17 protein-coding genes and 2 tRNA genes are annotated in these 22,424 nt (G+C 68.9%); 2 read left to right on the top strand and 17 right to left on the bottom strand.

Annotation, left to right across the window (positions count from 1 at the left end; genetic code table 11):
* Nucleotides 1-362 precede the first annotated feature (362 nt).
* The 9 genes from NK718_RS08670 to NK718_RS08630 all read right to left on the bottom strand — a co-directional run bounded on the left by NK718_RS08670 (nt 363) and on the right by NK718_RS08630 (nt 12,224).
* Nucleotides 363-1,982 (bottom strand): ABC transporter ATP-binding protein, encoded by a 1,620-nt coding sequence (locus NK718_RS08670; protein WP_254740658.1) that lies wholly within the window; start codon nt 1,980-1,982, stop codon nt 363-365.
* Nucleotides 1,983-3,119, bottom strand: a complete 1,137-nt coding sequence (locus tag NK718_RS08665) for an ABC transporter permease subunit (RefSeq protein ID WP_254740656.1) — start codon at nt 3,117-3,119, stop codon at nt 1,983-1,985.
* Nucleotides 3,112-4,032 carry an oligopeptide ABC transporter permease OppB gene (gene oppB, locus NK718_RS08660; RefSeq protein WP_254740654.1) on the bottom strand — a complete coding sequence of 307 codons (921 nt, stop codon included), beginning with the start codon at nt 4,030-4,032 and terminating at the stop codon, nt 3,112-3,114. Before oppB ends, NK718_RS08665 begins: the two co-directional genes overlap by 8 nt.
* A 60-nt stretch (nt 4,033-4,092) precedes the next feature.
* Nucleotides 4,093-5,682 (bottom strand): peptide ABC transporter substrate-binding protein, encoded by a 1,590-nt coding sequence (locus tag NK718_RS08655; RefSeq protein ID WP_254740652.1) that lies wholly within the window; start codon nt 5,680-5,682, stop codon nt 4,093-4,095.
* A 203-nt stretch (nt 5,683-5,885) separates the two neighbouring features.
* Nucleotides 5,886-8,606 (bottom strand): valine--tRNA ligase, encoded by a 2,721-nt coding sequence (locus NK718_RS08650; RefSeq protein WP_254740650.1) that lies wholly within the window; start codon nt 8,604-8,606, stop codon nt 5,886-5,888.
* A gap of 148 nt (nt 8,607-8,754) precedes the next feature.
* Nucleotides 8,755-9,345 (bottom strand): PopZ family protein, encoded by a 591-nt coding sequence (locus NK718_RS08645; RefSeq protein ID WP_254740648.1) that lies wholly within the window; start codon nt 9,343-9,345, stop codon nt 8,755-8,757.
* A gap of 226 nt (nt 9,346-9,571) precedes the next feature.
* Nucleotides 9,572-10,951 carry a TolC family outer membrane protein gene (locus tag NK718_RS08640; RefSeq protein WP_254740646.1) on the bottom strand — a complete coding sequence of 460 codons (1,380 nt, stop codon included), beginning with the start codon at nt 10,949-10,951 and terminating at the stop codon, nt 9,572-9,574.
* Between the two features lie 292 nt (nt 10,952-11,243).
* The gene (locus tag NK718_RS08635) at nt 11,244-11,903 is read right to left on the bottom strand and encodes a protein-L-isoaspartate O-methyltransferase family protein (RefSeq protein WP_254740644.1); all 660 of its coding nucleotides are present in this window, start codon (nt 11,901-11,903) and stop codon (nt 11,244-11,246) included.
* 247 nt (nt 11,904-12,150) lie between these two features.
* Nucleotides 12,151-12,224: transfer RNA gene (locus NK718_RS08630), tRNA-Cys, on the bottom strand.
* A 175-nt stretch (nt 12,225-12,399) separates the two neighbouring features.
* Here NK718_RS08630 and NK718_RS08625 point away from each other — a divergent pair.
* Nucleotides 12,400-12,475 (top strand) — tRNA-Asn (locus tag NK718_RS08625).
* Nucleotides 12,476-12,554: 79 nt separating this feature from the next.
* Here the strand turns inward: NK718_RS08625 and NK718_RS21940 are convergent.
* The 8 genes from NK718_RS21940 to NK718_RS08590 form a co-directional block, all read right to left on the bottom strand.
* Nucleotides 12,555-12,683: a hypothetical protein gene (locus tag NK718_RS21940; RefSeq protein ID WP_256515501.1), complete on the bottom strand. Its 129-nt coding sequence runs from the start codon at nt 12,681-12,683 to the stop codon at nt 12,555-12,557.
* Nucleotides 12,684-12,858: 175 nt separating this feature from the next.
* Nucleotides 12,859-13,857 (bottom strand): L,D-transpeptidase family protein, encoded by a 999-nt coding sequence (locus tag NK718_RS08620; protein ID WP_254740642.1) that lies wholly within the window; start codon nt 13,855-13,857, stop codon nt 12,859-12,861.
* A gap of 60 nt (nt 13,858-13,917) precedes the next feature.
* Nucleotides 13,918-14,517: an extensin-like domain-containing protein gene (locus NK718_RS08615; protein ID WP_254740640.1), complete on the bottom strand. Its 600-nt coding sequence runs from the start codon at nt 14,515-14,517 to the stop codon at nt 13,918-13,920.
* 245 nt (nt 14,518-14,762) lie between these two features.
* Nucleotides 14,763-15,677: a DMT family transporter gene (locus tag NK718_RS08610; RefSeq protein ID WP_254740638.1), complete on the bottom strand. Its 915-nt coding sequence runs from the start codon at nt 15,675-15,677 to the stop codon at nt 14,763-14,765.
* Nucleotides 15,677-17,086 (bottom strand): FAD-dependent oxidoreductase, encoded by a 1,410-nt coding sequence (locus NK718_RS08605; protein WP_254740636.1) that lies wholly within the window; start codon nt 17,084-17,086, stop codon nt 15,677-15,679. Before NK718_RS08605 ends, NK718_RS08610 begins: the two co-directional genes overlap by 1 nt.
* On the bottom strand, nt 17,083-18,060 hold the full coding sequence (locus NK718_RS08600; protein ID WP_254740634.1) for an SIS domain-containing protein: 978 nt from the start codon (nt 18,058-18,060) through the stop codon (nt 17,083-17,085). Before NK718_RS08600 ends, NK718_RS08605 begins: the two co-directional genes overlap by 4 nt.
* Nucleotides 18,061-18,112: 52 nt before the next feature.
* Nucleotides 18,113-19,525: an FAD-dependent oxidoreductase gene (locus NK718_RS08595; protein ID WP_254740632.1), complete on the bottom strand. Its 1,413-nt coding sequence runs from the start codon at nt 19,523-19,525 to the stop codon at nt 18,113-18,115.
* A 29-nt stretch (nt 19,526-19,554) separates the two neighbouring features.
* The gene (locus NK718_RS08590; RefSeq protein ID WP_254740630.1) at nt 19,555-20,676 is read right to left on the bottom strand and encodes a mandelate racemase/muconate lactonizing enzyme family protein; all 1,122 of its coding nucleotides are present in this window, start codon (nt 20,674-20,676) and stop codon (nt 19,555-19,557) included.
* Between the two features lie 370 nt (nt 20,677-21,046).
* On the opposite strand from NK718_RS08590, the gene NK718_RS08585 reads away from it, so the two are divergent.
* Entirely contained in the window at nt 21,047-22,336 is a 1,290-nt protein-coding gene (locus NK718_RS08585; protein ID WP_254740628.1) for an ABC transporter substrate-binding protein, read from the top strand.
* Nucleotides 22,337-22,424: the final 88 nt, after the last annotated feature.

The following is a 22,424-nucleotide window of genomic DNA, read 5'->3' as shown; positions in this document are numbered from 1 at the left end:
CGCTTCGCGGCAGCATCCATGCGCTGGCTCCCGGACATGCCTCCGCCAAGGCTCCGGCATTCCGGGAACGGGCGGACTGGCGTCCGCCCTTTGGGACTTGAGGACGGGCGGACGGGGCCCGCCCTATGGGGCTTGGGGACGGGCGGACGGGGTCCGCCCTTTGGGGGTGCGGGTTCCGGCCCGCCATTCGCCACAAGAACGAGCCGGCCGAATCCCCCCTTTGGGCGCGTGGAGCGGGGCTTCATCCGGGATGCGAAGCAGCCCGCCCGTTCCTGGACCGGTGCAGCGACAGCGGAACCGGAGCCGAGATCCAGCGCAACATGGCGCGCGGCAGCGCGTCCGAATGAAAAGGCTCCCCGCCCTCAGGCGGCCTGTTCCTGCGTCAGGAAGGCGGCCTTGATGAGGGCCTGGGTATAGGGCTCGCGGGGGTTGGCGAAGATGGCGTCGACGTCGCCGCGCTCGACCACCTGGCCGCCCTTCATGACGATGATCTCGTCCGACAGCGCCCGCACCACGGCGAGGTCGTGGCTGATGAACAGGTAGGACAGGCCGTGGCGGATCTGCAGGTCGCGCAGCAGGTCGACGATCTCCTTCTGCACCGAGCGATCGAGCGCCGAGGTCGGCTCGTCGAGCACGACGAGGCTGGGGTGCAGGATCATCGCGCGGGCGATGGCGATGCGCTGGCGCTGGCCGCCGGAGAACTCGTGCGGGAAGCGGTTGCGCGTCGCCGGGTCGAGGCTCACCTCCTCCAGCGCCAGGGCGGCGCGCTGGTCGCGCTCCGCCCGGCTCATGCCCGGCGAATGGACCAGCAGCCCCTCGGTGACGATCTCGCCCACGGTCATGCGCGGCGACAGCGAGCCGAACGGGTCCTGAAAGACGAGCTGCAGCTGCTTGCGCAAGGGCCGCATCGCGGCCCGGTCGAGCGGCATCAGGTTGCGGTCCTCGAAGCGGATGGCGCCCGATGACGGCACGAGGCGCAGGATGGCGCGCCCGAGCGTCGACTTGCCGGAGCCCGATTCGCCGACGATGCCGATGGTGCCGCCGCGCCGCAGCGCCAGGTCGACGCCGTCGACGGCGCGCAAATCCGACGCGCCGCGCCCGAGGAAGCCGCCGCGCAGGCGGAACGTCACCCGCACGTCGCGCGCCTCCACCAGCACCGGCGCGTCGGCCGGCGGCGGAACCTTGCGCCCGGTCGGCTCGGCGGCCAGCAGCATGCGCGTATAGGCCTGCTTCGGCGCGGCGAACACCGCCTCGGTCGGCCCCGTCTCCACCGCCTCGCCGCTCTTCATGACGATGACGCGATCGGCAAAGCGCCGCACGATGCCGAGATCGTGCGTGATGAACACGATCGACATGCCGAACTTGTCCTTGAGGCCGGCCAGCAGCTCGAGGATCTGCGCCTGGATGGTGACGTCGAGCGCCGTCGTCGGCTCGTCGGCGATCAGCACCTCCGGCCGGTTGGCGAGCGCCATGGCGATCATGACGCGCTGGCGCTGCCCACCCGACAGCTCGTGCGGGTAGGAATCGAGCCGTTCCTTCGGGCGCGGGATGCCGACCAGCGTCAGCAGCTCCAGCGCTCGGGCGCGGGCCTGGGCCCGGCCCATCCGGGCGTGCGCCCGCAGCGGCTCCTCGAGCTGGCGGCCGATCTTGTAGAGCGGGTCCAGCGAGGTCATCGGCTCCTGGAAGATCATGCCCATGCGGCTGCCGCGAAAGCGGTTCAACTCGCGCGGGGAGAGCCCCAGAATCTCCTCGCCGCCCAGCTTCACCGAGCCGCGCGCGAAGCCGTTGGAAGCGAGCAGGCCCATCACGGCCATCATGGTCTGGCTCTTGCCGGAGCCGCTCTCGCCGACGATGGCCAGCGTCTCGCCGCGCGCCACGTCCAGCGACACGCCCTTGACGGCCTTCAGCTCGCCGTCGGCGGTGCGGAAGCCGACCTCCAGGTTGCGGACGCTGAGCACCGCGTCGTGAACAGGGGCGGTCATTCAGCGATCCTTGGGGTCGAGGGCGTCGCGCAGGCCGTCGCCGATGAAGTTGAGGCAGAACAGGGTGGCGGTGAGGAACACCGAGGGCCAGATGAGCATGTAGATCGCGCCCTGGATGTTCTTGGCCCCCTCGGAGATCAGCACGCCCCAGCTCGTCATCGGCTCCTGCACGCCGAGGCCGAGGAAGGACAGGAAGCTCTCCAGCAGGATCACCTTGGGCACCAGCAGCGTCATGTAGACGACCACCGGCCCCAGCGTGTTGGGGATGACGTGGCGGCGCAGGATGCCGAACGTCTCGACGCCCATCGCCTCCGCCGCCTGCACGTATTCCTGCCGCTTGATGGACAGCGTCTGCCCGCGAACGATGCGCGCCATGTCCAGCCACTCGACGGCTCCGACGGCGATGAACATCAGCACGAAGTTGCGCCCGAAGAACACCACCAGCAGGATGACGAAGAAGATGAAGGGCAGCGAATAGAGCACGTCCACCGCGCGCATCATCACCGCGTCCACCCGCCCGCCGAGATAGCCCGCCGCCGCGCCCCACAGCACGCCGATGAGGATCGCCACCGTGGTGGCGAGCACGCCGATGGCCAGCGACACGCGCCCGGCGATCAGCGTGCGGGTGAGCAGGTCGCGGCCGTTGGAGTCGGTGCCGAAGTAGAAGTGCATCTTCTGGAACGGCGCCTCGACCGTCACCCGCCTGCCCTCCTCCGCCTTGTCCACCACCCGGGCGGGCAGGAACATGTCGGAGCGCTCGAAATAGACCAGCAGGCGCTCGTCCAGCGGGCGCGGCGTCACCAGCGTGGCCCGCACCGAATCCGGCCCCACGACGATGTCCTCCGCCTTGGCCCGCATGCGCGAGGCGATGCGCTCGACGGCGGGCGCGACCTGGTCGGGCTTGGGGAACGAGGACAGGCTGGCCGGGGTGCGGGTGTAGTCCTGGTACACTTGGTCGTAGTCGTGGCCCGTCATCGCCGGGCCGAACAGGCAGGCCAGCGCGATCAGGGCGAGCACGATCATGCTGGCCAGAGCCGCGCGGTTGCGGACGAGCCGCGAGCGCGCGTCGGCCCACAGGGAGCGGCCCTTGACGGCCGAGGACGGCGGCGCGGCGCCGGAGGCGACGAGGTCACTCATAGCGCACCCGCGGGTCGACCAGCGCGTAGACGATGTCGACGAGGAGATTGAAGAACAGCACGAACACGGCGATCATCACCACCGTGCCCATCACCAGCGTGTAGTCGCGGTTGAGCGCGCCCTCGACGAAATAGCGCCCCACGCCGGGGATGCCGAAGATCGTCTCCACCACGATGGAGCCGGTGAGCAGCGCCGCCGCCGCCGGGCCGAGATAGGACACCACCGGCAGCGCCGCGCCGCGCAGCGTGTGGCGCACGATCACCGACAGCGGCAGGCCGTTGGCCCGCAGCGTGCGCACGTGGTTGGAGCGCAGCACCTCGATCATGGCGGCGCGGGTGAGCCGCGCGATGACGGCGATCTGCGGCAAGGCGAGCGTCAGCGTCGGCATGATGGTGTTGCGCATCGCGCCGTCGTTCCAGCCGCCGACCGGCAGCCAGGCGAGCGTGAGGCCGAACACGATCTGCAATACCGGCGCGACGACGAAGCTGGGAACGGTGATGCCGAAGGTGGCGAGGCCGACGACGGCGTAGTCGGTCGGCTGGTTCTGCCGGAAGGCGGCGATGACGCCCAGCGTGCCGCCGACGATCAGCGCCAGCGTCAGCGCCGTGAAGCCGAGCCGCATCGAAATGGGCAGGCCGCGCGCGAACAATTCGGCGATGCTGAAGTCGCGGAAATAGAAGGACGGCCCCAGGTCGCCCCTCATCAGGGCGCTGAGATAGAGCCAGTACTGGTACCAGAGCGGCTGGTCGAGCTGGTAGATCTTGCGCAGGTTCTCCATGACCTTGGCCTCGAGCGGCCGTTCGAGGTCGAACGGTCCCCCGGGCGCGAGGCGGATCAGGAAGAACGAGATCGTCACGATGACGAGCAGGGTTGGCAACGCCGAGAGCAGCCGGCGCAGGATGAAGAGGCCCATGGCGGGTCCTTCCGAAGAGAGACGGCGCGCCCGGGGGAGGCGCGCCGCCAGTCGTCTGGTTTACTGCTTGATGGTGAGGAAGCGCGACAGGTGGCGGTCCAGCGTGTTGGACTCCCAGCCCGACACCTTGTCGGAGACGAGGTTCTTCGACCCGTAGAACAGCAGGGGCAGGTAGGGCTGGTCGCGCAGGAACACCGCCTCCGCCTGCTGCAGGATCTTGGCGCGGGCCTGCAGATCCTTCGTGCCGGCCGCCTTCTTCATCAGGGCGTCGTACTCGGGATTGGCGTAGCTGGCGTAGTTGAGGCCCTTGTTGTCGCTCTCCGCCAGGAACAGGAAGTTCTGCGGGTCGGAGTAGTCGGCGATCCAGCCGGCGCGGGCGATGTCGTAGTCGCCCTTGTCGCGCAGCAGCGCGTAGTGGGTCTTGAGGTCGGTGTTGACCAGCTTCACCTCTATGTTGAACGGCTTCCACATGTTGGCGAGCGCTACCGAGGTGTTCTTGTGGTTCTCGGAGGTGTTGTAGCGGATCTCGACCGTCAGCTTCTTGCCGCCGGGGCCGTAGCCGGCCTCCTTGAGCAACGCCTTGGCCTTGTCCTCGCGCTCGATCGGCGACATGTCCTTCCAGTCGACCGTGGCCGGCTCGCCGTAATTGCCGATGCCCGGCGGCACGAAGCTGTAGGCCGGGATCATGGTGCCGCCCCAGATGTCCTCGGCGAGGAAGTCGCGGTCGATGACCATCGACAGCGCCTGGCGCACCCGGGCGTCGTTGAACGGCGCCTTCTGCGTGTTCACGGCGAAGTAGTAGGTGCCGAGATAGGGCGCGACGCGGAACTGGCCCTTCAGCGTCTCGCGGATGAACTTGATCTGGTCGGTCGGCACGTCGTTGTAGGTGTGCAGCTCACCGGCCTGGAAGCGGCGCAGCGCCGCCGAGCGATCCTCGGCCGAGATGACGTTCACCTGGTCGATCTTCACCGACGCGGCGTCGCGGTAGTTGGGGTTCTTCACCATCACGATCTTGTCGTTCGGGGTGAACGACTTGAGCATGAAGGCCCCGTTGGAGACCATGTTCTCCGGCTTGACGAAGTCCTTGCCGAACTTCTCGACGGAGCCGGGATGCACCGGCAGGCCGGTCTGATGGGCGAGCTGCGCCACGAAATACGGCGCGGGGGCCTCCAGCGTGATCTCCAGCGTCCGGTCGTCGATGGCCTTGACGCCGAGCTCCTCGACCTTCGCCTGGCCCTTGTTGACCTTCTCGCCGTTCTTCAGCGTGTAGAGGATGTTGGCGTACTTGGCGCCGGTCTCGGGGTTCATGAGCCGGCGGAACGAGAACACGAAGTCCTGCGCCTTCACCGGGTCGCCGTTGGACCATTTGGCGTTGGGCCGCAGCTTGAACGTGTAGACGGTGCCGTCGTCGTTCACCGCCCAGGACTCGGCGACGCCGGGCACGATCTGCGCCTTCGCGTCATAAGTCACCAGACCCTCGTAAAGGTCGAGAAGCACGTCGCTTTCGACCACGGTCGAGGTCTTCTGGGGGTCGAGCGTCTCCGGATCGCCCGGGTTGCCCCGGTTGTAGACCATCTGGGCGCTGGCGGCGCTCAGCGAAAAGCCAAACGCCAGTATGGCCGCGGTCGCGCGCAGCCTGGTGTGAAGCATGGAACCCTCCTCGGTAGTTCTGTTCTGACATGAACGTTGCGCCAGAACGCGCGGTCGCGCAACAGGCTCTTGAAATCGATCACAGGGCAAACGGCCGCCCTGCCCCGCCCGCGCCGGACCCATTCGGAACGATGATGATCCGGCGCGACGTGCGGGCGCACGTTTCTTGCGGAGGAACCCGCCGGCGCGTTCCCGAAGCTGCGTCAACCCGCCTTCGACAAGCGCGCCAGCGCATCGCGAATTTTCGCCGCGCGGGCCTGCGAATCGGCCAGGCGCTCGCGCTGCTCCTCGACAACCTCTTCCGGCGCGCGGGCCATGAAGTCGGCGTTGCCCAGCTTCGATTCGACCTTGCGGACGTCGGCGGCGATGCGGTCCAGCTCCTTGGCGAGGCGCTGCTTCTCGGCGTCGAGATCGACGACGCCGGCGAGCGGCAGGGCGGCGACCTCGCCGCGCGCCACCACCTGCACGGACTGGGCCGGCGCGGCGTCGGCGAAAGCGACGTCCGACAGGCGAGCCAGGCGCTTCAGCATGTCGCCCCAGGACAGGGCCCGCTCGCGCGTCGGGCCGCTCGCCGAAACGAGCACCAGGGGGATTTGCGCCCCGGCCGGAACGTTGGTCTCCGAGCGGGCCGAACGGATTTCGGTCACCAGGTCGATCAGCCAGCCGATCTCCTCCTCGGCTTCGGGCGCGGAGAAGTCGGCGGCCTCGGGCCACGCCGACAGCGCCAGGACGCGCTCGGCCTCCGGCCGAAGCGGACCCGCGGCGCCCTTGATGGCCCACAGTTCCTCGGTGAGGAAGGGCATGAACGGGTGCAGGATCTTGCAGACGCCGTCGATCACGTGCGCGATGCTGGCGCGCGTCTCGGCCTTGGCCGGTCCGTCCTCGCCCATCAGGATCGGCTTGGCGAGTTCGAGGTACCAGTCGCAGAACACGTTCCAGACGAAGCGGTAGGCAGCGTTGGCCGCGTCGTTGAAGCGATAGGCCTCGATGCCCGCCGTCACCTCGCGCACGGCCCGGGCGTATTCGGAGAGCGCCCAACGGTTGAGCTTTTCGCCCACCGCTGACGGGTCGAAGCCCTCGGAGCGCTCGCAGCCGTTCATCTCGGCGAAGCGCGCCGCGTTCCAGAGCTTGGTCGCGAAGTTGCGATAGCCCTCGACGCGCTGCGTGGAAAGCTTGATGTCGCGGCCCTGCGCTGCCATCGCCGCCAGCGTGAAGCGGAGCGCGTCGGCGCCGTAGGTGTCGATGAGCTGCAGCGGATCGATGACGTTGCCCTTCGACTTCGACATCTTCGCCCCCTTCTCGTCGCGGACGAGGGCGTGGATGTAGACGGTGTGGAAGGGGATCTCCTCCATGAAGTGGAGGCCCATCATCATCATGCGGGCGACCCAGAAGAAGATGATGTCGAAGCCCGTCACGAGCACGTCGGTGGGGTAGTAGCGCGCCAGCTCCGGCGTCCGGTCCGGCCAGCCGAGCGTCGAGAACGGCCACAGCGCCGAGGAGAACCAGGTGTCCAGAACGTCCTCGTCGCGCCGCAGCTCGACGTCGCGGCCGTAATGGGCGCGGGCGGCGGCGGCGGCCTCCTCAGCGGACTTCTCGACGAAGACGGTGTTGTCCGGCCCGTACCAGGCGGGGATCTGGTGGCCCCACCAGAGCTGCCGCGAGACGCACCAGGGCTCGATGTTCTCGAGCCAGTCGAAATAGGTCTTCTCCCAGTTGCGGGGCACGAAGCGGGTCTTGCCCTCGCGCACCGCCGCGAGCGCAGGCTGCGCCAGCGTCTTGGCGTCGACGTACCACTGGTCGGTCAGCCAGGGCTCGATGACCTCGCCCGAGCGGTCGCCGTGCGGCACGGTGTGGACGTTGGGCTCGATCAGGTCGAGAAGGCCGCGCGCCTCCATCATCGCGATGACGCGCTTGCGCGCCGCGAAGCGATCGAGCCCGTGTAGCGTCAGCACCTCGTCGAGGTCGCCCGACGCGGGAAGTCCGTCCAGGAAAGCTTCGTTGCCGGCGATGTCCAGCTTCGCCTCGGCGTCGAAGACGTTGATCAAACGCAGGCCGTGACGGCGGCCGACCTCGAAATCGTTGAAGTCGTGCGCCGGAGTGATCTTCACCGCGCCCGAGCCCTTCTCGGGGTCGGAATACTCGTCGGCCACAATCGGGATGCGGCGGCCGACCAGCGGCAGCACCACCGTCTTGCCGACGAGATCGCGATAGCGCTCGTCATCGGGATGGACGGCGACCGCCGTGTCGCCCAGCATCGTCTCCGGCCGGGTCGTCGCCACGGTGATGGTCCGGTCAGAGCCCTCGACGGCGTAGCGGAAATGCCACAGGTTGCCCTTGACCTCCTTCTGCTCCACCTCCAGGTCGGAGATGGCGGTCTGGAACTTGGGGTCCCAGTTCACCAGGCGCTTGTCGCGATAGATCAGACCGTCCTTGTAGAGCCGGACAAACACCTCCAGCACGGCGCGCGACAGGCCCTCGTCCATGGTGAAGCGCTCGCGCGACCAGTCGCACGACGCGCCGAGGCGCTGAAGTTGGCCCTTGATGGCGCCGCCGGACTCCGCCTTCCATTCCCACACCCGCGCCAGGAACGCCTCGCGGCCCATCGCCCGGCGGTCCGGCTGCTGGCGTTCGGCGAGTTGGCGCTCGACCACCATCTGCGTGGCGATGCCGGCGTGGTCCATGCCGGGCTGCCACAGCACGTCGCGTCCGCGCATGCGCTCGAACCGGCAGAGCACGTCCTGCAACGTGTTGTTGAGCGCGTGGCCCATGTGCAACGAGCCGGTGACATTGGGCGGCGGGATGACAATGCAATAGGGCTCCGCCCCGGCTCGGTCGGGCCGGCCCGCCTTGAAGGCCTGGGCGCGGTCCCAGAGCCCGGCGATGCGGTCTTCCACCGAGGTGGGATCGAAGGTCTTGTCCATCATGATGCGGCTTTCCTCGCGCCCCGTGCGGCGCGGCACGGCGTGGCCCGCGTTTAAAACCGGACCGGGCGCTGCTAGTCAACGGACGAAAGCGCGGCAGCCGGCCGCGAAAGGCGGCTCGGAGATGCCGCCGAAGTCGTAAACGCGCGCTTCAGCCGCGCGGCTGGCGCGAAACGCGCTCGATCTCGGCGCGTACCAGGCGCTCGACGAGAGGCGGCAGGTTCTCGTCCAGCCACCCCTTGAGCATGGGCCGCAGCAGCTCGGCCATCAGATCCTCGAGCGTGCGCCCGGCCTGCGGCATGGCCAGCGCGCCGAGCGAGCCGAAGGCGCGCGCGACGGAGGCGTCGGCCTCGGGCGACAGAAGCCCGGCGGAGGGAACGGCGGCCGGCGCCGGCTGCGGAGGGGGAACGGGCTCGGGCGCCGCGGCGCGCGGGGGCTCCGGGGCGTAGACCGGCTCGGGTTCCGGCTCGGGCTCCGGCTCCGGCTCGAAATCCTGCGCGATCTCGCGAAACTCGATGTCATGGGCCTCGACCGCGTCCGCCGGCATGGGCGGCGGGGGCTCGGGCTCGGGCGCCGCGGGCTGCAGGGTGGCGAGGTCGAGGATGTCGCTGTCGTCCCGGGTCGGCTCGGCAGGAGCGGGCTTTGGCGGCTCCTTCGGCCCGGCGTCGTCCGCGATGATGCGGCGGATGGAGGCGAGAATCTCCTCCATCGAAGGTTCGTTCGCCTTACTCGCAGCACTCATGGCCGATCGCCCCATCTCCGCGTCGATCGGCGCGCAAGAACCCGATCGCGAAACGTCAAGACACCCGATTCACAACGAAGAGTAAGGGGGCGATTCGGGCCAAGCAAGCGCGCCCGGGCCGCCGCAGCCTGGCTGTGCCCTGAAATCTTACCCGCTGGCGACGAAAAAAAGGCGCGGCCATGCCGCGCCTTTCGTAACTGTCGCCGGCGGGCCTTCGCCCCCGGGTTTACTTGCCGTCCGGCGTGCGCAAGCCGATCCACTTGTCGCGGACCTGTTCGTAGTGCACCGACGGCCTGTACTCGGTGACCGCGAGCCGCAGCTTCTGCGCCGACAGCCGACCGACCGCCGAAAGCACCGCGTAGGACGCCACCACGCGGTCGCGCTGGGCCTGGATCAGCGCCACGCGCGAGGACAGCAGTTCCTGCTGCGCGTTCAACACGTCGAGCGTGGTGCGCTGGCCGACCTTGGCTTCCTCGCGCACGCCGTTCAGCGCGGTCTCGGATGCCACGATGCTCGCCTGGCCGGCGGTGATGCGCTCCTTGGTGGCCTCAAGCTGACCCCAGGCGGACACGACGTTGGCGCGGACGAGCTCGCGGGCCGTATCCGCATCCAGCCGGCGCTGGCCCAGCGTTTCCTTGGCCTGGCGCACGCGGGCGTAGGTCTCGCCGCCTTCGTAGATCGGGATCGCCACCGTGCCGACCAGCGTCGACGCGAGCTGGTCGCGGTTGGAGGACTGGAAGTCCCAGCGCTGCGTGACGGAGCCGCGCACGCCGACCGTGGGATAGAGCTCGCCCTCGATCACCTTCACCGTGAGCTGGGCGGCGTCGACGGCGTGCAGGGCCGACAGCACCTGCGGGTGCTCGGCCTGGGAGGCGGCCACCGCTTCGTCGAGCGTCCGGGGCAGCAGCGCGTCGATGGCCTTCGCCGGCGACAGCTGCTTGGCGTCCGCGCCGACCACCTGCCGGTAGCGCGCCAGGCTGCTCTTCAGGTTGCCCGCCGCGAGGCTCGCGTCGGCGCGCGAACTGGCCAGACGGGCCTCGGCCTGCGCGACGTCGGTGCGCGTCACCTCGCCGACGTTGAAGCGGTCCTTGGTCTGGCGGAGCTGTTCGTCGAGAACTTCGATGTTGTTGTTGCGCAGGTCCAGGATGGCGGTGTCGCGCAGCACGTCCATATAGGCCGTGGAGGCGTCGAGCAGGACGAGCTGTTCGGAACGGCGCAGTTCCTCACGCGCCTGAAGAACCGTGCTGTCCGCCCGCCGCACGCTGTTGCCGGTGCGGTTGCCGTTCCACAGGTTCTGGTCGATCTGCACACCCAGGCCACGCGGGAAGTACTTGTCGTTGGCGTAACCGGCCGGACTGGCGTCCGTTGTCTGGGCCGCGAATCCCGCGTCGGCCGAAGCTGCGATGCGCGGGCGATAACCCGACAGCGCCTGCGGCACGGTCTCGTCGGTGGCGCGGGTGCCGGCGCGGGACGCGTTCAGGGTCGGGTTGCTGGAATAGGCCCGCGCCAGCGCGCCTTCCATCGTCTCGGCGCTGGCTGCGCCGGCCGCGACGAACGTCACCGCAGAGGCGAGCAGGGCTGCGCGATAAACCGACTGAAAGTTCATGAGCGGACCGGACCCCTGGAACTGAAGACCACACTTCGCAGGCTAGAATGCGAAATTCAACTTAACATGCGATTCCGCGAACCGTATCGCGCTCAATCATTAAGTTGAAGCGGTGAATCAGTCGTTTTCCGGAGGGTGCCGCAAAAAAGTAACAGCCGGTCGGGGTTTTCCAGGCGGGTTCGCACCCGGTGCGTGATTTCCGCGACCGGAACCTTGACCATTGTCGAGACTGGGTTGCGTGTCTCGGCGGCAGCCGAACGTCTTAGACTGTTCTGGACGCCGACCAACTCGCTCAGAAGGCGAAGGCTTCCGGCTTGGCGAAGGCGGCGAGTCTGGGCGCGGCGGCGTCGAACACGGTCCGGCGGCCGACTGTCGGGCCGGATTTCGTCCACACGCTGGCGCGGCCGGAGCGGCCCACCCCCCAAACTGCCACGAGGCGACCGCCGGGATTCAGTTGCGCCAGCAGCGCCTCGGGCTCCACCTCCAGAGCGCCTTCGACGACGATCACGTCGTAAGATCCCAGGGCGGGGTAGCCGGCGACGAGGCTGCCGGTGACGACCTGGGCGTTGGGCAGGCCGAGTTGCGACAGGTTCCGGCGCGCCAGGTTGGCCAGCACGTCGTCCTCCTCGAGCGCCACCACGGAGCCTCCGATGCGGGCCAGCACGGCGGCCCCGTAGCCCGATCCGCAGCCGACATCGAGGACCGAGTCCGTGGGCAGGATTTCGGCCGACTGGATCAGCCGGGCGAAGACCATCGGCGTCAGCATCCGGCGCGCATGGCCCTCGGCCACCGGCAGTTCGCGGTCGATATAGGCGACGGCCCGGTCCGACGGCGCGACGAAGATCTCGCGGGGCGTGTCCAGCACGGCGTCGATCACGGCGGTGTTGAAAACGTCATAGGTCCTGAGCTGCCCATCCACCATCGTGCGGCGCTGCGTCGCGAAATCGGGCATGTCAGTCTCCGGAAGCCGGGCTTCCGCTCTCGGCGGAAGCGGAACGATCACGGACCGCCTTTTCTGCCAACAGAGGCCAAAACGCAAGCGGCGCGGCGGCCCCGGACGGGGCCCCGGCCCTCGGAATCGCCCGAATTGTCCTGAGACTTTCGCCTGATCAGGCATGATCCGGCCAGCGCGAGCCGCGCGGCGGGCTTAAAGCTGGATGCAAGCCATGAACGGGACATCACGCGCTGTCAGAAAGAGATGGAGGCCTCGCCCGGAATCGAACCGGGGTGCAAGGATTTGCAGTCCTCTGCGTAACCACTCCGCCACGAGGCCTTCGTGACTGCGAAAGGGGGCATCCCCCGTCGCCGGCGCGCCTGCTTAGCGCAGTCTGGGGGCGTTCGGCAACGGCTTTCGAGGCGGGTCGACAAACTTCGGCGGGGGCCGAATTTTTCCCGACCGACGACTTGCGCCCGACGCCGACGCGATGTATCCACCCTCTCGCCGACGGTCCCCGATAGCTCAGTTGGTAGAGCATTCGACTGTTAATCGAATGGTCGCAGGTTCGAGTCCTGCTCGGGGAGCCAGCTTTTCCAAACATTCGAACGCGCACGAAAGCCCCTCGCGAGAGGCGCTTTGCCGTATTCGCGACGCCCTGCCCCGACGCTACGATCGAGGGCCGCCGCCGCGCTCCACCTGGACGAGGATGTAGGCGAGGACGAGCAGGGTCGCGACGACCACCACTCCGGCGCCGAACCACGACGACAGGTCGATGTCCCTGAACAATCCGAGCACGCCGGAAGTCCCTCCGCCCTGGCCCCGGTCGATCGTCGCGTCAGGTCGACTCGATGCGCGCGGGCGCGGTTCCTGCGGGGTGGGGACAGGCGAAGGACGTCGTTAACGCGATTTGCCGAACGGCAATCGCGCGGGCGACCGGTTCAGGGAGGCGCAGGATTGGTGAGGTGCTCTGTCAGCGCGCGGAGGTCGCCATCGGCTCGATGAAGGCGACTGGCGTCCCCTTCGAGACCATCGCGGCGAGGTCGAGCGCGTCCCAGTTGGTCAGGCGCACGCAGCCGTTCGAAAAAGCCCTGCCGATGCGGGCAGGGTCCGCGACGCCGTGGATGCCGTAGGTGTCGGCCGAGAGGTCGATCCACACGGCGCCCACCGGGCCGTTCGGCCCGGGAGGCACCTCGAACGGCTTCGTCGCCTTGACGCCCTTGAACTTGAACTCCGGGTTGTAGGTATAGGACGGGTTCGGCACGACCGCCTTGACGACGAACTCCCCGCTCGGCGCGGGCTTCTGCTCGCTGCCGACGGAGGCGGGGAACTCGGCGGCGACCTGCCCCGTCTCGTCGAGCAGCCGCACGCGCTTCTCGCCCTTCAGCACCTCGACCCGAGACCCCTTGAGCGTAAGCTTGTCGCGGGCGACGTCCGGCACGGTCAGGGTGACGCCGGCCTTGTCGAAGCGCGCGCCGGGGTTCAGCGCCGCGAGAAGGCGCTCGTCGATGTGGAAGCGCTCGGCCAGCTCCTCGCGGGCGCTGCGGTAGCCGACGCGCTTCAGCTTCGCCATCCCCTCGAGGCCGGGCGGAATCCGCTTCACGAACGGTCCCTTCACGTCGGCCTGCGTCACCTCGTAGGAAGTCAGGATGGGCCGGTCGGTGGCGGCGACGATGGCGTCGTAGGTGGCGCGATCCAGCCTGCCGGACTCGCGCAGGCCGCGGGCGCGCTGGAACGACGCGATGGCGGCGTCGAGATTGTCTCCGCCATGGCCGTCGATCACGCCGGGGCCGTAGCGCAGCCGGTCGAGCACCACCTGCACCCGCACCAGGGCCGGGTCCCAGCCCTTCGTCCGGCCGGGACGAGCGGCGGTTTCGATGTCCTGCGGCTTGAGGCCGGCGGCCACGGCGGGGGCCGAGGCGAGCAAGCAAACGGCAAGCAGGCCTGCGGCTGTGCGGACGGTCGGGCGCATGCGGGCTCCGAGTTGTTCTTGCCGCATATCAACCAGCGCCGCAGGCCGGCGTTCCCCTCCCTACTGGCAGAGCCGGTAGCCCCGGCTGCGGCGGCGCATGTCGAGATGCAGATGGTCGTCGTGGGCCTCGACACCGGGTCCGAGCACGGTGGTGAAAGCGTCGCAGGCAGACTTCCGCACGGTGGCGACGAACTTTTCCTCGGCGCTTTCCGGCGCCGTCTTGCCGACGCTGATCGTCGTCTTCCCCTCCAACGCGAAGCCGGAGAGGTCCACCCCGTTGGCGAAGGCGTGTTCGCTCAGCTTGGCCTTGGGGTCGCGATTGCGCCCCCGGCACTCGTAGCTGACGCCGATCAGCAACCCGGTGACCTTTTTTTGGAGCAGGCTCTCGGCCTGGGGCGCGACACTGTCGCGCGCCCACCGCGCCAGCGCCTCCGTCGCGTCGCAGGTCAGCCTGGTCCCCTCGCCCACCGAAACGTCCCCGGGAAGCCGGCTGACCTGCAAGGGCGCGGGCGCGCCGCAATCGCCCTCGACGATGGCCGGCAGCGGTCGGAACACGACCTTCATGTCTTCGAGCCGCTTGCGGCAGGCGATTTCGCCCTCGGGCAGCGCGGCCTCGGTCGCCTCGCCCGCGCCTGCCGGGCCCTTCTTTTCCCCTTCCACCGCAGGCTTGGGTTGAACTCCCCCGAACTCGGGCGGTCGCTCGGGCGGCAAGGGGATCGCAGCGCGAGTTTCGCCCGCGCGACAGGGCGCGCCAGACGAGACGAACGCGGCGAGCGCGAGAGAGGCGAGTGTTCTGCACGGTTTCCATGGCACGCCCCCTCAACGGCGGCGACGGGCCGAGGGTTCGCGGCGGCGGCGAAGGGTAGAAGGTCGAATTCGCGCACCGCCTGGCCGGTGCTCGCGGCTCAGTCGCGTCCCGCGGCGAGGCTCGGCAACGGCCGCTCGCGGCGGCGCAGCGACACCATCAGGCCGCTCGCGATGACGATCGCGGTGCCGGCCAACGCCTGCCCGTCGGGCACGACGGCGAAGACGAGATAGTCGACGGCGAGCGCCGCGGGCACGGCCGAGTACCGGAAGACTCCCGACAGAACGAGCCCGGCATTCTGCACCGCCGCCGTCATGAAGATGTTGCTGGCGAGAAAACCCGCGATGGCCACGGCCATGTAGCCGGTCTGGTGCAGGTCCAGCGCCCGCCAGCCTCCCTGCACGGCCAGCGCCAGTCCAACCACCAGCGTCGCCGCGTTGGCGGTGGCGGTGAGGAAGAGCGGACCGTAGCGGCCGCCGAGACGCCGGGTGACGCCGTCGCGCGCCGCATAGCATATCGCAGCGGCGCAGGCGGAGGCGATCCCGAGCGGGGTCGCGCCGCCGCCCGGCTGGACGACGAGCAGCGCCCCGCCGAACCCGGCCGCCACGCCGAGCCAGACCCGCGCGCCCGCCCTTTCGCCGAAGGCGAAGACGCCGATCAGTGTCACCAGCAGGGGCAGCGTCAGGCCGACCGAGATGACGAAGGTGACCGAGGCCGAGCCCAACGCGATGATGAGCCAGAGAGTCGCGCCCGCCTCGCACGCGGCTCTCGCCCACACCAGGGACAACGAGGCGCGGTCGCGCGGCGCGGGAAAGCGCGCCCGTTCCCAGCGCTGGAAGAGCAGCAGCGGAGCGAGCGCGCACAACGAGCGCAGCACGATCACTTCCGACGCGGGCAGGATCACGATGAGCTTGAACATCGTGTTCATGATCACGCCGGCGACATTGGCGGCGACGGCCTGCGTCGCCCCCAGAACCGGGCGCGACGGGCCGGCGTCGGGGGCGGCCGCGCGCATCAGGCCGGACCGGGCCGGTCGTCTCCCAGATACGCGCCCGCCTCGACAAGCCGGCGATGCAGCGCGCCCATGTCGACGTGGCGGGGCGGCGTATTGCCCGCCGCGCTCATCGCCGCCGCCGCGCCGGCCGCCTCGCCCATGGCGAAGCAGGGCGGCATCACGCGGATGGCCCCCAGCGCCTCGTGGGTGCAGGAAACGGACCGCCCGGCGACGAGCAGGCCGTCGACCGCGCGCGGCACCATGACGCGATAGGGAATCTCGTAGGCGTTGGCGGTCGGCGGAGCCTCGGCGACGCCGCCCCCCGCCCCTGTCGGGTCGTGGATGTCGACCGGATATCCGCACAGCGCCACGACATCGTCGAAGCGCCGGCCGCTCTGCAGGTCCGCCAGCGTCAGCGTGTATTCGCCGACGATGCGCCGCGTCTCCCGCACGCCGATTTGCGTGGCGGTGTCGAGAAGCTGGCAGTTCTCGAACCCGGGCAGGTTCTCGCGGAAGAAGCGCAGCAGCGTGAACACCTGCTCGCGCCCCTCGATCTCGGCGGCCGTGAGGTCGGCGGCGTCGACGCCGTCGCGCTTGAGAATGCGCGTCGTATTGATGCGCCACACGCCCGGTTGCAGCGTCTTGTACAGGCCCACGCCCTTGCGCGGGATGGTAAATCGTCCTTCCTCCCGCGCCTTTGCGATGATCGAGGCATAGGGACGGTAATCCTCGGGGTGCGAGCGCACATACGCCTCGACAACGGCGTCGTCGACATGGCTGACACGGAAGAACATGGTCATGGGCTGCATCAGCCCGTCGCCTTCGCGGCCGATCTCGATGCCGACGCCGGACAGAGCCGCCACATCGCCATCGGCGGAGCAGTCCACCACGACGCCGGCGGGCTGGACATGCAGGCCGCTCTTCGATGCGCAGACGAGGCCGCTGACGCGCCGCCGGCCCTCGGGCCCTTCCTCGGTCAGCGCGTCGACCACGAACGTGTGGAACAGCAGTTCGACGCCCGCCTCTCGGCACATGCGCAACGCGACGATCTTGGCGGCCTCGGGCTCGAACGGAGTCACCTTGTCGTGGCCGTGCTCGATGAAGCCGCAATAGGCGCTTCCGGCCGGGATGCCGGAAGGATGCAGCGCCCCGCCCTCGGCCTCCATGCGGCGCACGAACTCCTCGAAGATGCCCTTGATGAGCTGCTGCGACCCGTCCAGTGAATAGGAGGTCATGCACGGGCCTACGAGACCCGCCGTCAGGTTGCCGCCCAGGAACCCGTAGCGCTCGATCAGCAGCGTGCGCGCGCCCTGCCGCGCCGCGGCGATGGCGGCGGCGATGCCGGCCGGGCCGCCGCCGACCACCACGACGGCATAGGGCGCGGCGACGCGCAGCGTGCGCCTGTAATCGTACGAGACGGTCGCGTTCACGGCTCTTCACTCCTGTCCGGGCGCGCGCGGCGCCGTTTGTCGGGCACTCCGACCTCGGCTCGGTCGTCGGCCTCGTCCGACGCGCCGAGCCCGTCGTCCGGGCCGACCATCCACTGGTCCCTGAGCGCGTTCTTGACGCGCCTGATCTGCTTGAGGCCGCTCGGGCCGCTGCGCATCGCCACCGCCGTCGCCAGTACGTCGACGACTGCGAGGTGGGCCATGCGCGTCGTCATGGGCGCGAAGACGAAGGTGTTTTCCAGCGTGTCGACGCCGATGACGATGCTGCTGATGCGCGCCAGCGGCGAGTCCGACCGGGTGATGCCGATCAGCGTCGCGCCACGTTCCACGGCGAGCTTGGCGGTGAGCACCACGTCGCGCACCCGTCCCGTATAGGCGAAGCCGATGGCGACGTCGCCGGGCCCCAGCGTGGCGGCGGACATGCGCTGCAGGTGGCTGTCGATGTGGTGGATCGTCGGCACGCCCAGCCGCATGAACTTCTGGTTGGCGTCGAACGCCGTGACGCTCGACAGGCCGTGGCCGAAGAGCTCGATGCGCCGGGCGGCGGAAATCGCCGACACCGCCGCCTCGACGGCCGTCAGGTCGAGCTGGGCTCGCATCATCTGCAGCGCGTCGATTGACGACGAGAAGATCTTGTCGGCCACCGCGTCGAGCGCGTCGCCCGAGCGGATCTCGCCGTGCACGAAGGGCTGGCCCACCATCAGCGATTGGGCGAGCCGGATCTTGAAATCGGGAAAGCCATCGCAGCCCAGCGCGCGGCAGAAGCGGATCGCCGTGGGCTGGCTGACGTTCGCCTCGGCGGCGAACGCGGCGAGGCTCATGCGGGTGACGCGCTGCGATTCCGCCAGCACGAGGGCTGCCAGCTTCTGCTCGGAGGGACTCAGCGCCGGCCCGAGGTCGCGCAGCTTCTGAAGGAAGCCGCGGGCGCCTTCCACCTGCTGCGCGGCCTCGCTCACGGCGCGGCTCCCGACGGCCGATGCGGGGCGCGGCAGGCGCAGGGCGGCGGCGTCACACCACCGCTCCCTGCTGGCGCAGGATGCCGCGCAATTGGCCGACCGGGACTTCGCGCGGCTGGAACCCGTGTTCGGCGCACAGCGCCGCGGCGACGCCCGCCGCCTGCCCCATGCCCATGATCGGCGCCTGGCAGCGCGCCGAGCCGTTGGCGAAGCGTTCGGAGGCCAGGCTGCGCCCGGCGACGATGACGCCGTCGACCTCTTCGGGGATCAGCGTGCCGTAGGGAATGCCGTAGGACTCGCCGTCCCGGATGTGCATGTGCTCGATCACGCCCGAGGGCTGATGGACGTCCAGGCAGTAGGAGCCCCGGGCGATGTCGTCGTCGTTCTTCTGGCCGGCGACACACATGTCAGTGGTCAGCGTCCGCGTGCCGACGATGCGCCGGCTCTCGCGCACCCCGAGAAGGGCGGCGGAGTCGAGCACGAAGGACTTGTCGAACCCAGGGACGTAGTCGCGGAAGAAGCGCCAGACGGAGAAGATCTGCTCGCGCCCTTCGAGAGCGGCGCGGGTCAGCGACTGCCCGTCGGTGGGGTCGTAGCCCAGCAGGCTGGTCGCGTTGAGCACCACGACGCCGGGAATGGTCGTGACCTGAAACACCACGCGCTGGCGGTTCTTGTGGAACTCGCCTTTCGCCTGCGCCTGCTTGACGGCGGTGTAGTGCCCGGTGACCAGCGGATAGTCCATCCAGTGCTTCAGGCCGTCGGCGATCTGGCGCTTCGTCTTGCCGATATAGGGGTCTTCCCCCAGCATGAATTCGTCGGGATTGGCCTTGACGTAGGCGAGGTGCTTGTCGAGATCGACATTGCCCAGCCGCGAGAACAGGCTGATCGACATCACCCGGCCCTCGTCGTTGCCGAGTTGGAAACGCCCGCCGGCGCTAGCGACGAGGTCGGCGTCGCCGGTGGCGTCGACGAACACCTTGGCCCGCACCACGCTCTCGCCGGACTTGTTGACGATCCGCAGCGCGGTGACGCGCCGCCCCTCGGTGACGGTCCCGGCGATGTAGGTGTTGAGCAGGAGCTCGACGCCGGCTTCCAGGCAGAGCTTCTGGGTGACCAGCTTCAGCACTTCCGGATCGATGGGAGTGACGGAATAGGCGTTGCCGTAGGCGTTCGGCAGATGGCCCCGGTGCTCGCGGAATGCTCCGCCCAGTTCGATGCAGGCGTCGACGATCTCCTGCGGGATGCCGTCGGTGATCTGCTCGCCCTTCATGTTGTGGAAGGAGAGGAAGTTGCCGAGCAGGCCCGCCGTCATGTTGCCGCCGAGGAAGGCGAGCCGGTCGGTCAGCAGGGTTCGCGCGCCCGAGCGCGCGGCCGCGATGGCCGCGACCACGCCCGCCATGCCCGCGCCCGCCACCACGACGTCATAGTCCCGATCCAGCGCCATCATCCATCCTCCGTCCGTCATGTCCCGCTCGAGCACGTCGTCCGCCGGCCTCACGGCCGGACGAGGAACCGCTCCACGGTCTCGAAATCAATCTCGAGCCCCAGGCCCGGCCCCGTCGGCACGACGACCTCGCCGTCCACGAGGGCGGCGGAATCGGCGACCTTCTCGGTCGACAGCTCGGCGCGCAGCGGGCTCGGAAAGATCATGCACTCGTAGGTGAGGAAATTCGGCATCGCCGCCGCCAGGTGCAGGTTGGCCGCCGCGCTCACCGCGCCGCCGCCCCCGACGTGCGGGGCGTAGGCCACGTTGTAGGCGTGCGCCAGCAGGGCCATGCGGCGGGTTTCGGTGAGCCCGCCGGCGCGCGCGCAATCCGGCTGGAACACGCCGATGGCCCCCGACGCGATGAGGTCGCGCGCGATCATGCCGACGTGCTCGCTTTCGCCGGCGGCGAGGCGGATCATGCTCTTGGCCGCGAGGCGCGCGTAACCCGCGACGTCCTCAGGGATCAGCGGCTCCTCCAGCCAGACGAAGTCCAACTCGTGCAAAGCGGCGGCGACGCGCGCCGCGTCGGCCACGTCGTAGGCCCAGTTGGCGTCGGCGCAGAGCGCAATGCCCGGCCCCACCCAGTCGCGCACGCGCCGCGCCCAGGCGATCGCCTCGTTGGCCGGCGCGCCGAGTTTCAGCTTGATCATGCGAAGCCCCTGGGCGCGGCACTGTTCGATCTGCCGGCGAGCCGTCTCCTCGGCTCCCCACGAGACCGCCGAGCCGTAGCACGCGACGCGCTCGCGCCCCATGCCGCCGAGCAAGCGATGAAGCGGCTGGCCGAGCGCCCGGCCCATCACGTCCCAGAGCGCGATGTCGAGCGCCGCGATGGCCTCCATCGCCATGCCGCCGGCGCGGCCGCTCATCTGCCGGAACATCGTCTCCCAGTGGCGGTCCACCAGGAACGGGTCCTGGCCCAGCAGCAACGGGGCGTAGAGCTCGTCGATCAGGAGCGCGGACGAACGCGGATTCTTGCGGCTCAGCGCCTCGCCATATCCGACGATCCCGTCGGTGGTGCGGATCGCGACGAGCACGATGCCGATCGACGTGTATTCGCCCCAGGCGGTGCGGTGCTCGCCCGGCGCAATCGGCATGGCGAGCGGATAGGTCTTGATCTCGGCGATGCGCATCGGGGCGCCTCCCTCGGCGTCCGTCGACGTGACGCCAATGTAGTTTTGCTAAAACGGTGCATCGTGCAGCGGGGCACGTCAAGCGGCTTTCTGCGATCCGGCTCTCCGCCAGCTTGCGTGCCTATTATGGAAAAGGGCATGCGATGTCCGCAGGTTACCTCCTGTGCGGGTTAGGTGGGGCGTCGAAAAAATTCCCGTTGCCCTGTCCTGATGCATGTAGCAAACTGAAAATCCGCGGCACGGCTCCCTTCAAAAATGAGCCGGCCCGGGAGGACGCCGGCGGGTGGCCGATGGCTCATCCGCTTCGACACGGATCACCGCGCGACGGCGCCAATCGCCGAACGCGCGGCTCGACAGTCGGGAGGAGACCATGGCCAGAATCGACCGCCGTCAGTTCGTGGCGGGCGGGCTCGCCGGAGCGGCGGTTGCCGCATCCGCCGGCCGCGCCAGCGCCCAGTCCAAGACCAAGCTCACCATCATCTCGCACCGCGTCCACCAGCAGACCGCGACGGAGGGTCCGGGCGGCGACGTCACCAAGGCGTGGACGGACCAGAACAACGCCACGCTGGAATGGGTGACGCTGGATCTGAACGCGATTCACGACCGTATCTTCCGCGAGGCGGGTCTCGGCAGCTCCGACGTCGCCATCGACTTCGTCCTCAACACCCGCGCCGTGCCGGAGATCATGGGCCTGTTCGAGCCCATCGAACCCTTCATGGCCAAGGCGCCCATCGAGGAGTTCGACGATATCTCGCAGGGCATGGTGAAGGCGTTCTCGAGCAAGGGGCAGCGCTACGGCGTTCCGTTCCGCCACGCGGTGAACGCGCTGCACTACAACGACACCTTCCTCAAGGAGCGCGGCTTCGACAGGCCTCCGCAGGTCATCGACGAACTGCTCGACTACGCCCGCAAGCTCACCTACACGCGGCCCGACGGGTTGAAGGTGCACGGCTGGGGATTCCAGGCTGACAACTATTCCGACGTCGTGAAGCTCGCCCGCGCCTATGGCGGCGACTTCATCACCGACGACTACAAGTGCGTTGCCGACAGCCAGGGCATGGTGAAGGCGCTGACGCTGCTCAAGACGATGTACGCCGAGGGGCTGATCCCCAAGAACATCACCGCGATGAAGCAGAACGACCTGATCACGGCCATGCAGACCGGCCAGATCGCGATGACCTACTTCCCGTTCGGCCGCACGGTGCTCTTCAACGACCCGAAGTCGTCGAAATTCCCCGGAGCGTTCAAGCTCGCCCTGCCGATCGTCTCGAAGGACATGCTCGCCAAGGGCGAGGTGATCGCTTCGGCCGAGTTCTGGTCGATGATGATTCCGAAGAACTCCAAGAACAAGGAGCTCGCCTGGAGCCTCATCCGTGAGCTCTCGACCAAGGAGAACACCATCCGCGAGGCGGTGAACGGCAACGGCCCGGTGCGCGGGTCCGCCTATGCCGACCCGCGCCTGATCCAGATGGTGCCCTATGCCGCGCTGGAGGCGAAGGCGATCAAGGCCGCGCGCGTTCCGATGCCGGCGTTCAACAAGGCCGCCGAGGCCAAGGACGTGTTCATCGAGGAGATGCAGGCCGCCATGCTCGGTCTGCAGGAACCCGAAGTCTCGGCCAAGAACATGCAGAAGCGCATCCAGCCGATGCTGCCGGCCTGAGCGCCCGCGCGGGGCGGCCCGCTCGCCGCCCCGCCCTGCCCCCGCGCCTAGCGCGGCCCCGCTTGTCCATGGTCTCCTGAAAGTCGGC

The organism is Alsobacter ponti (assembly GCF_024294805.1).
GTDB classification, from domain to species: domain Bacteria; phylum Pseudomonadota; class Alphaproteobacteria; order Rhizobiales; family Beijerinckiaceae; genus Alsobacter; species Alsobacter ponti.
The sequence above is the reverse complement of the archived record's forward strand: the minus strand, read 5'-3'. Positions and strand labels throughout refer to the sequence as shown.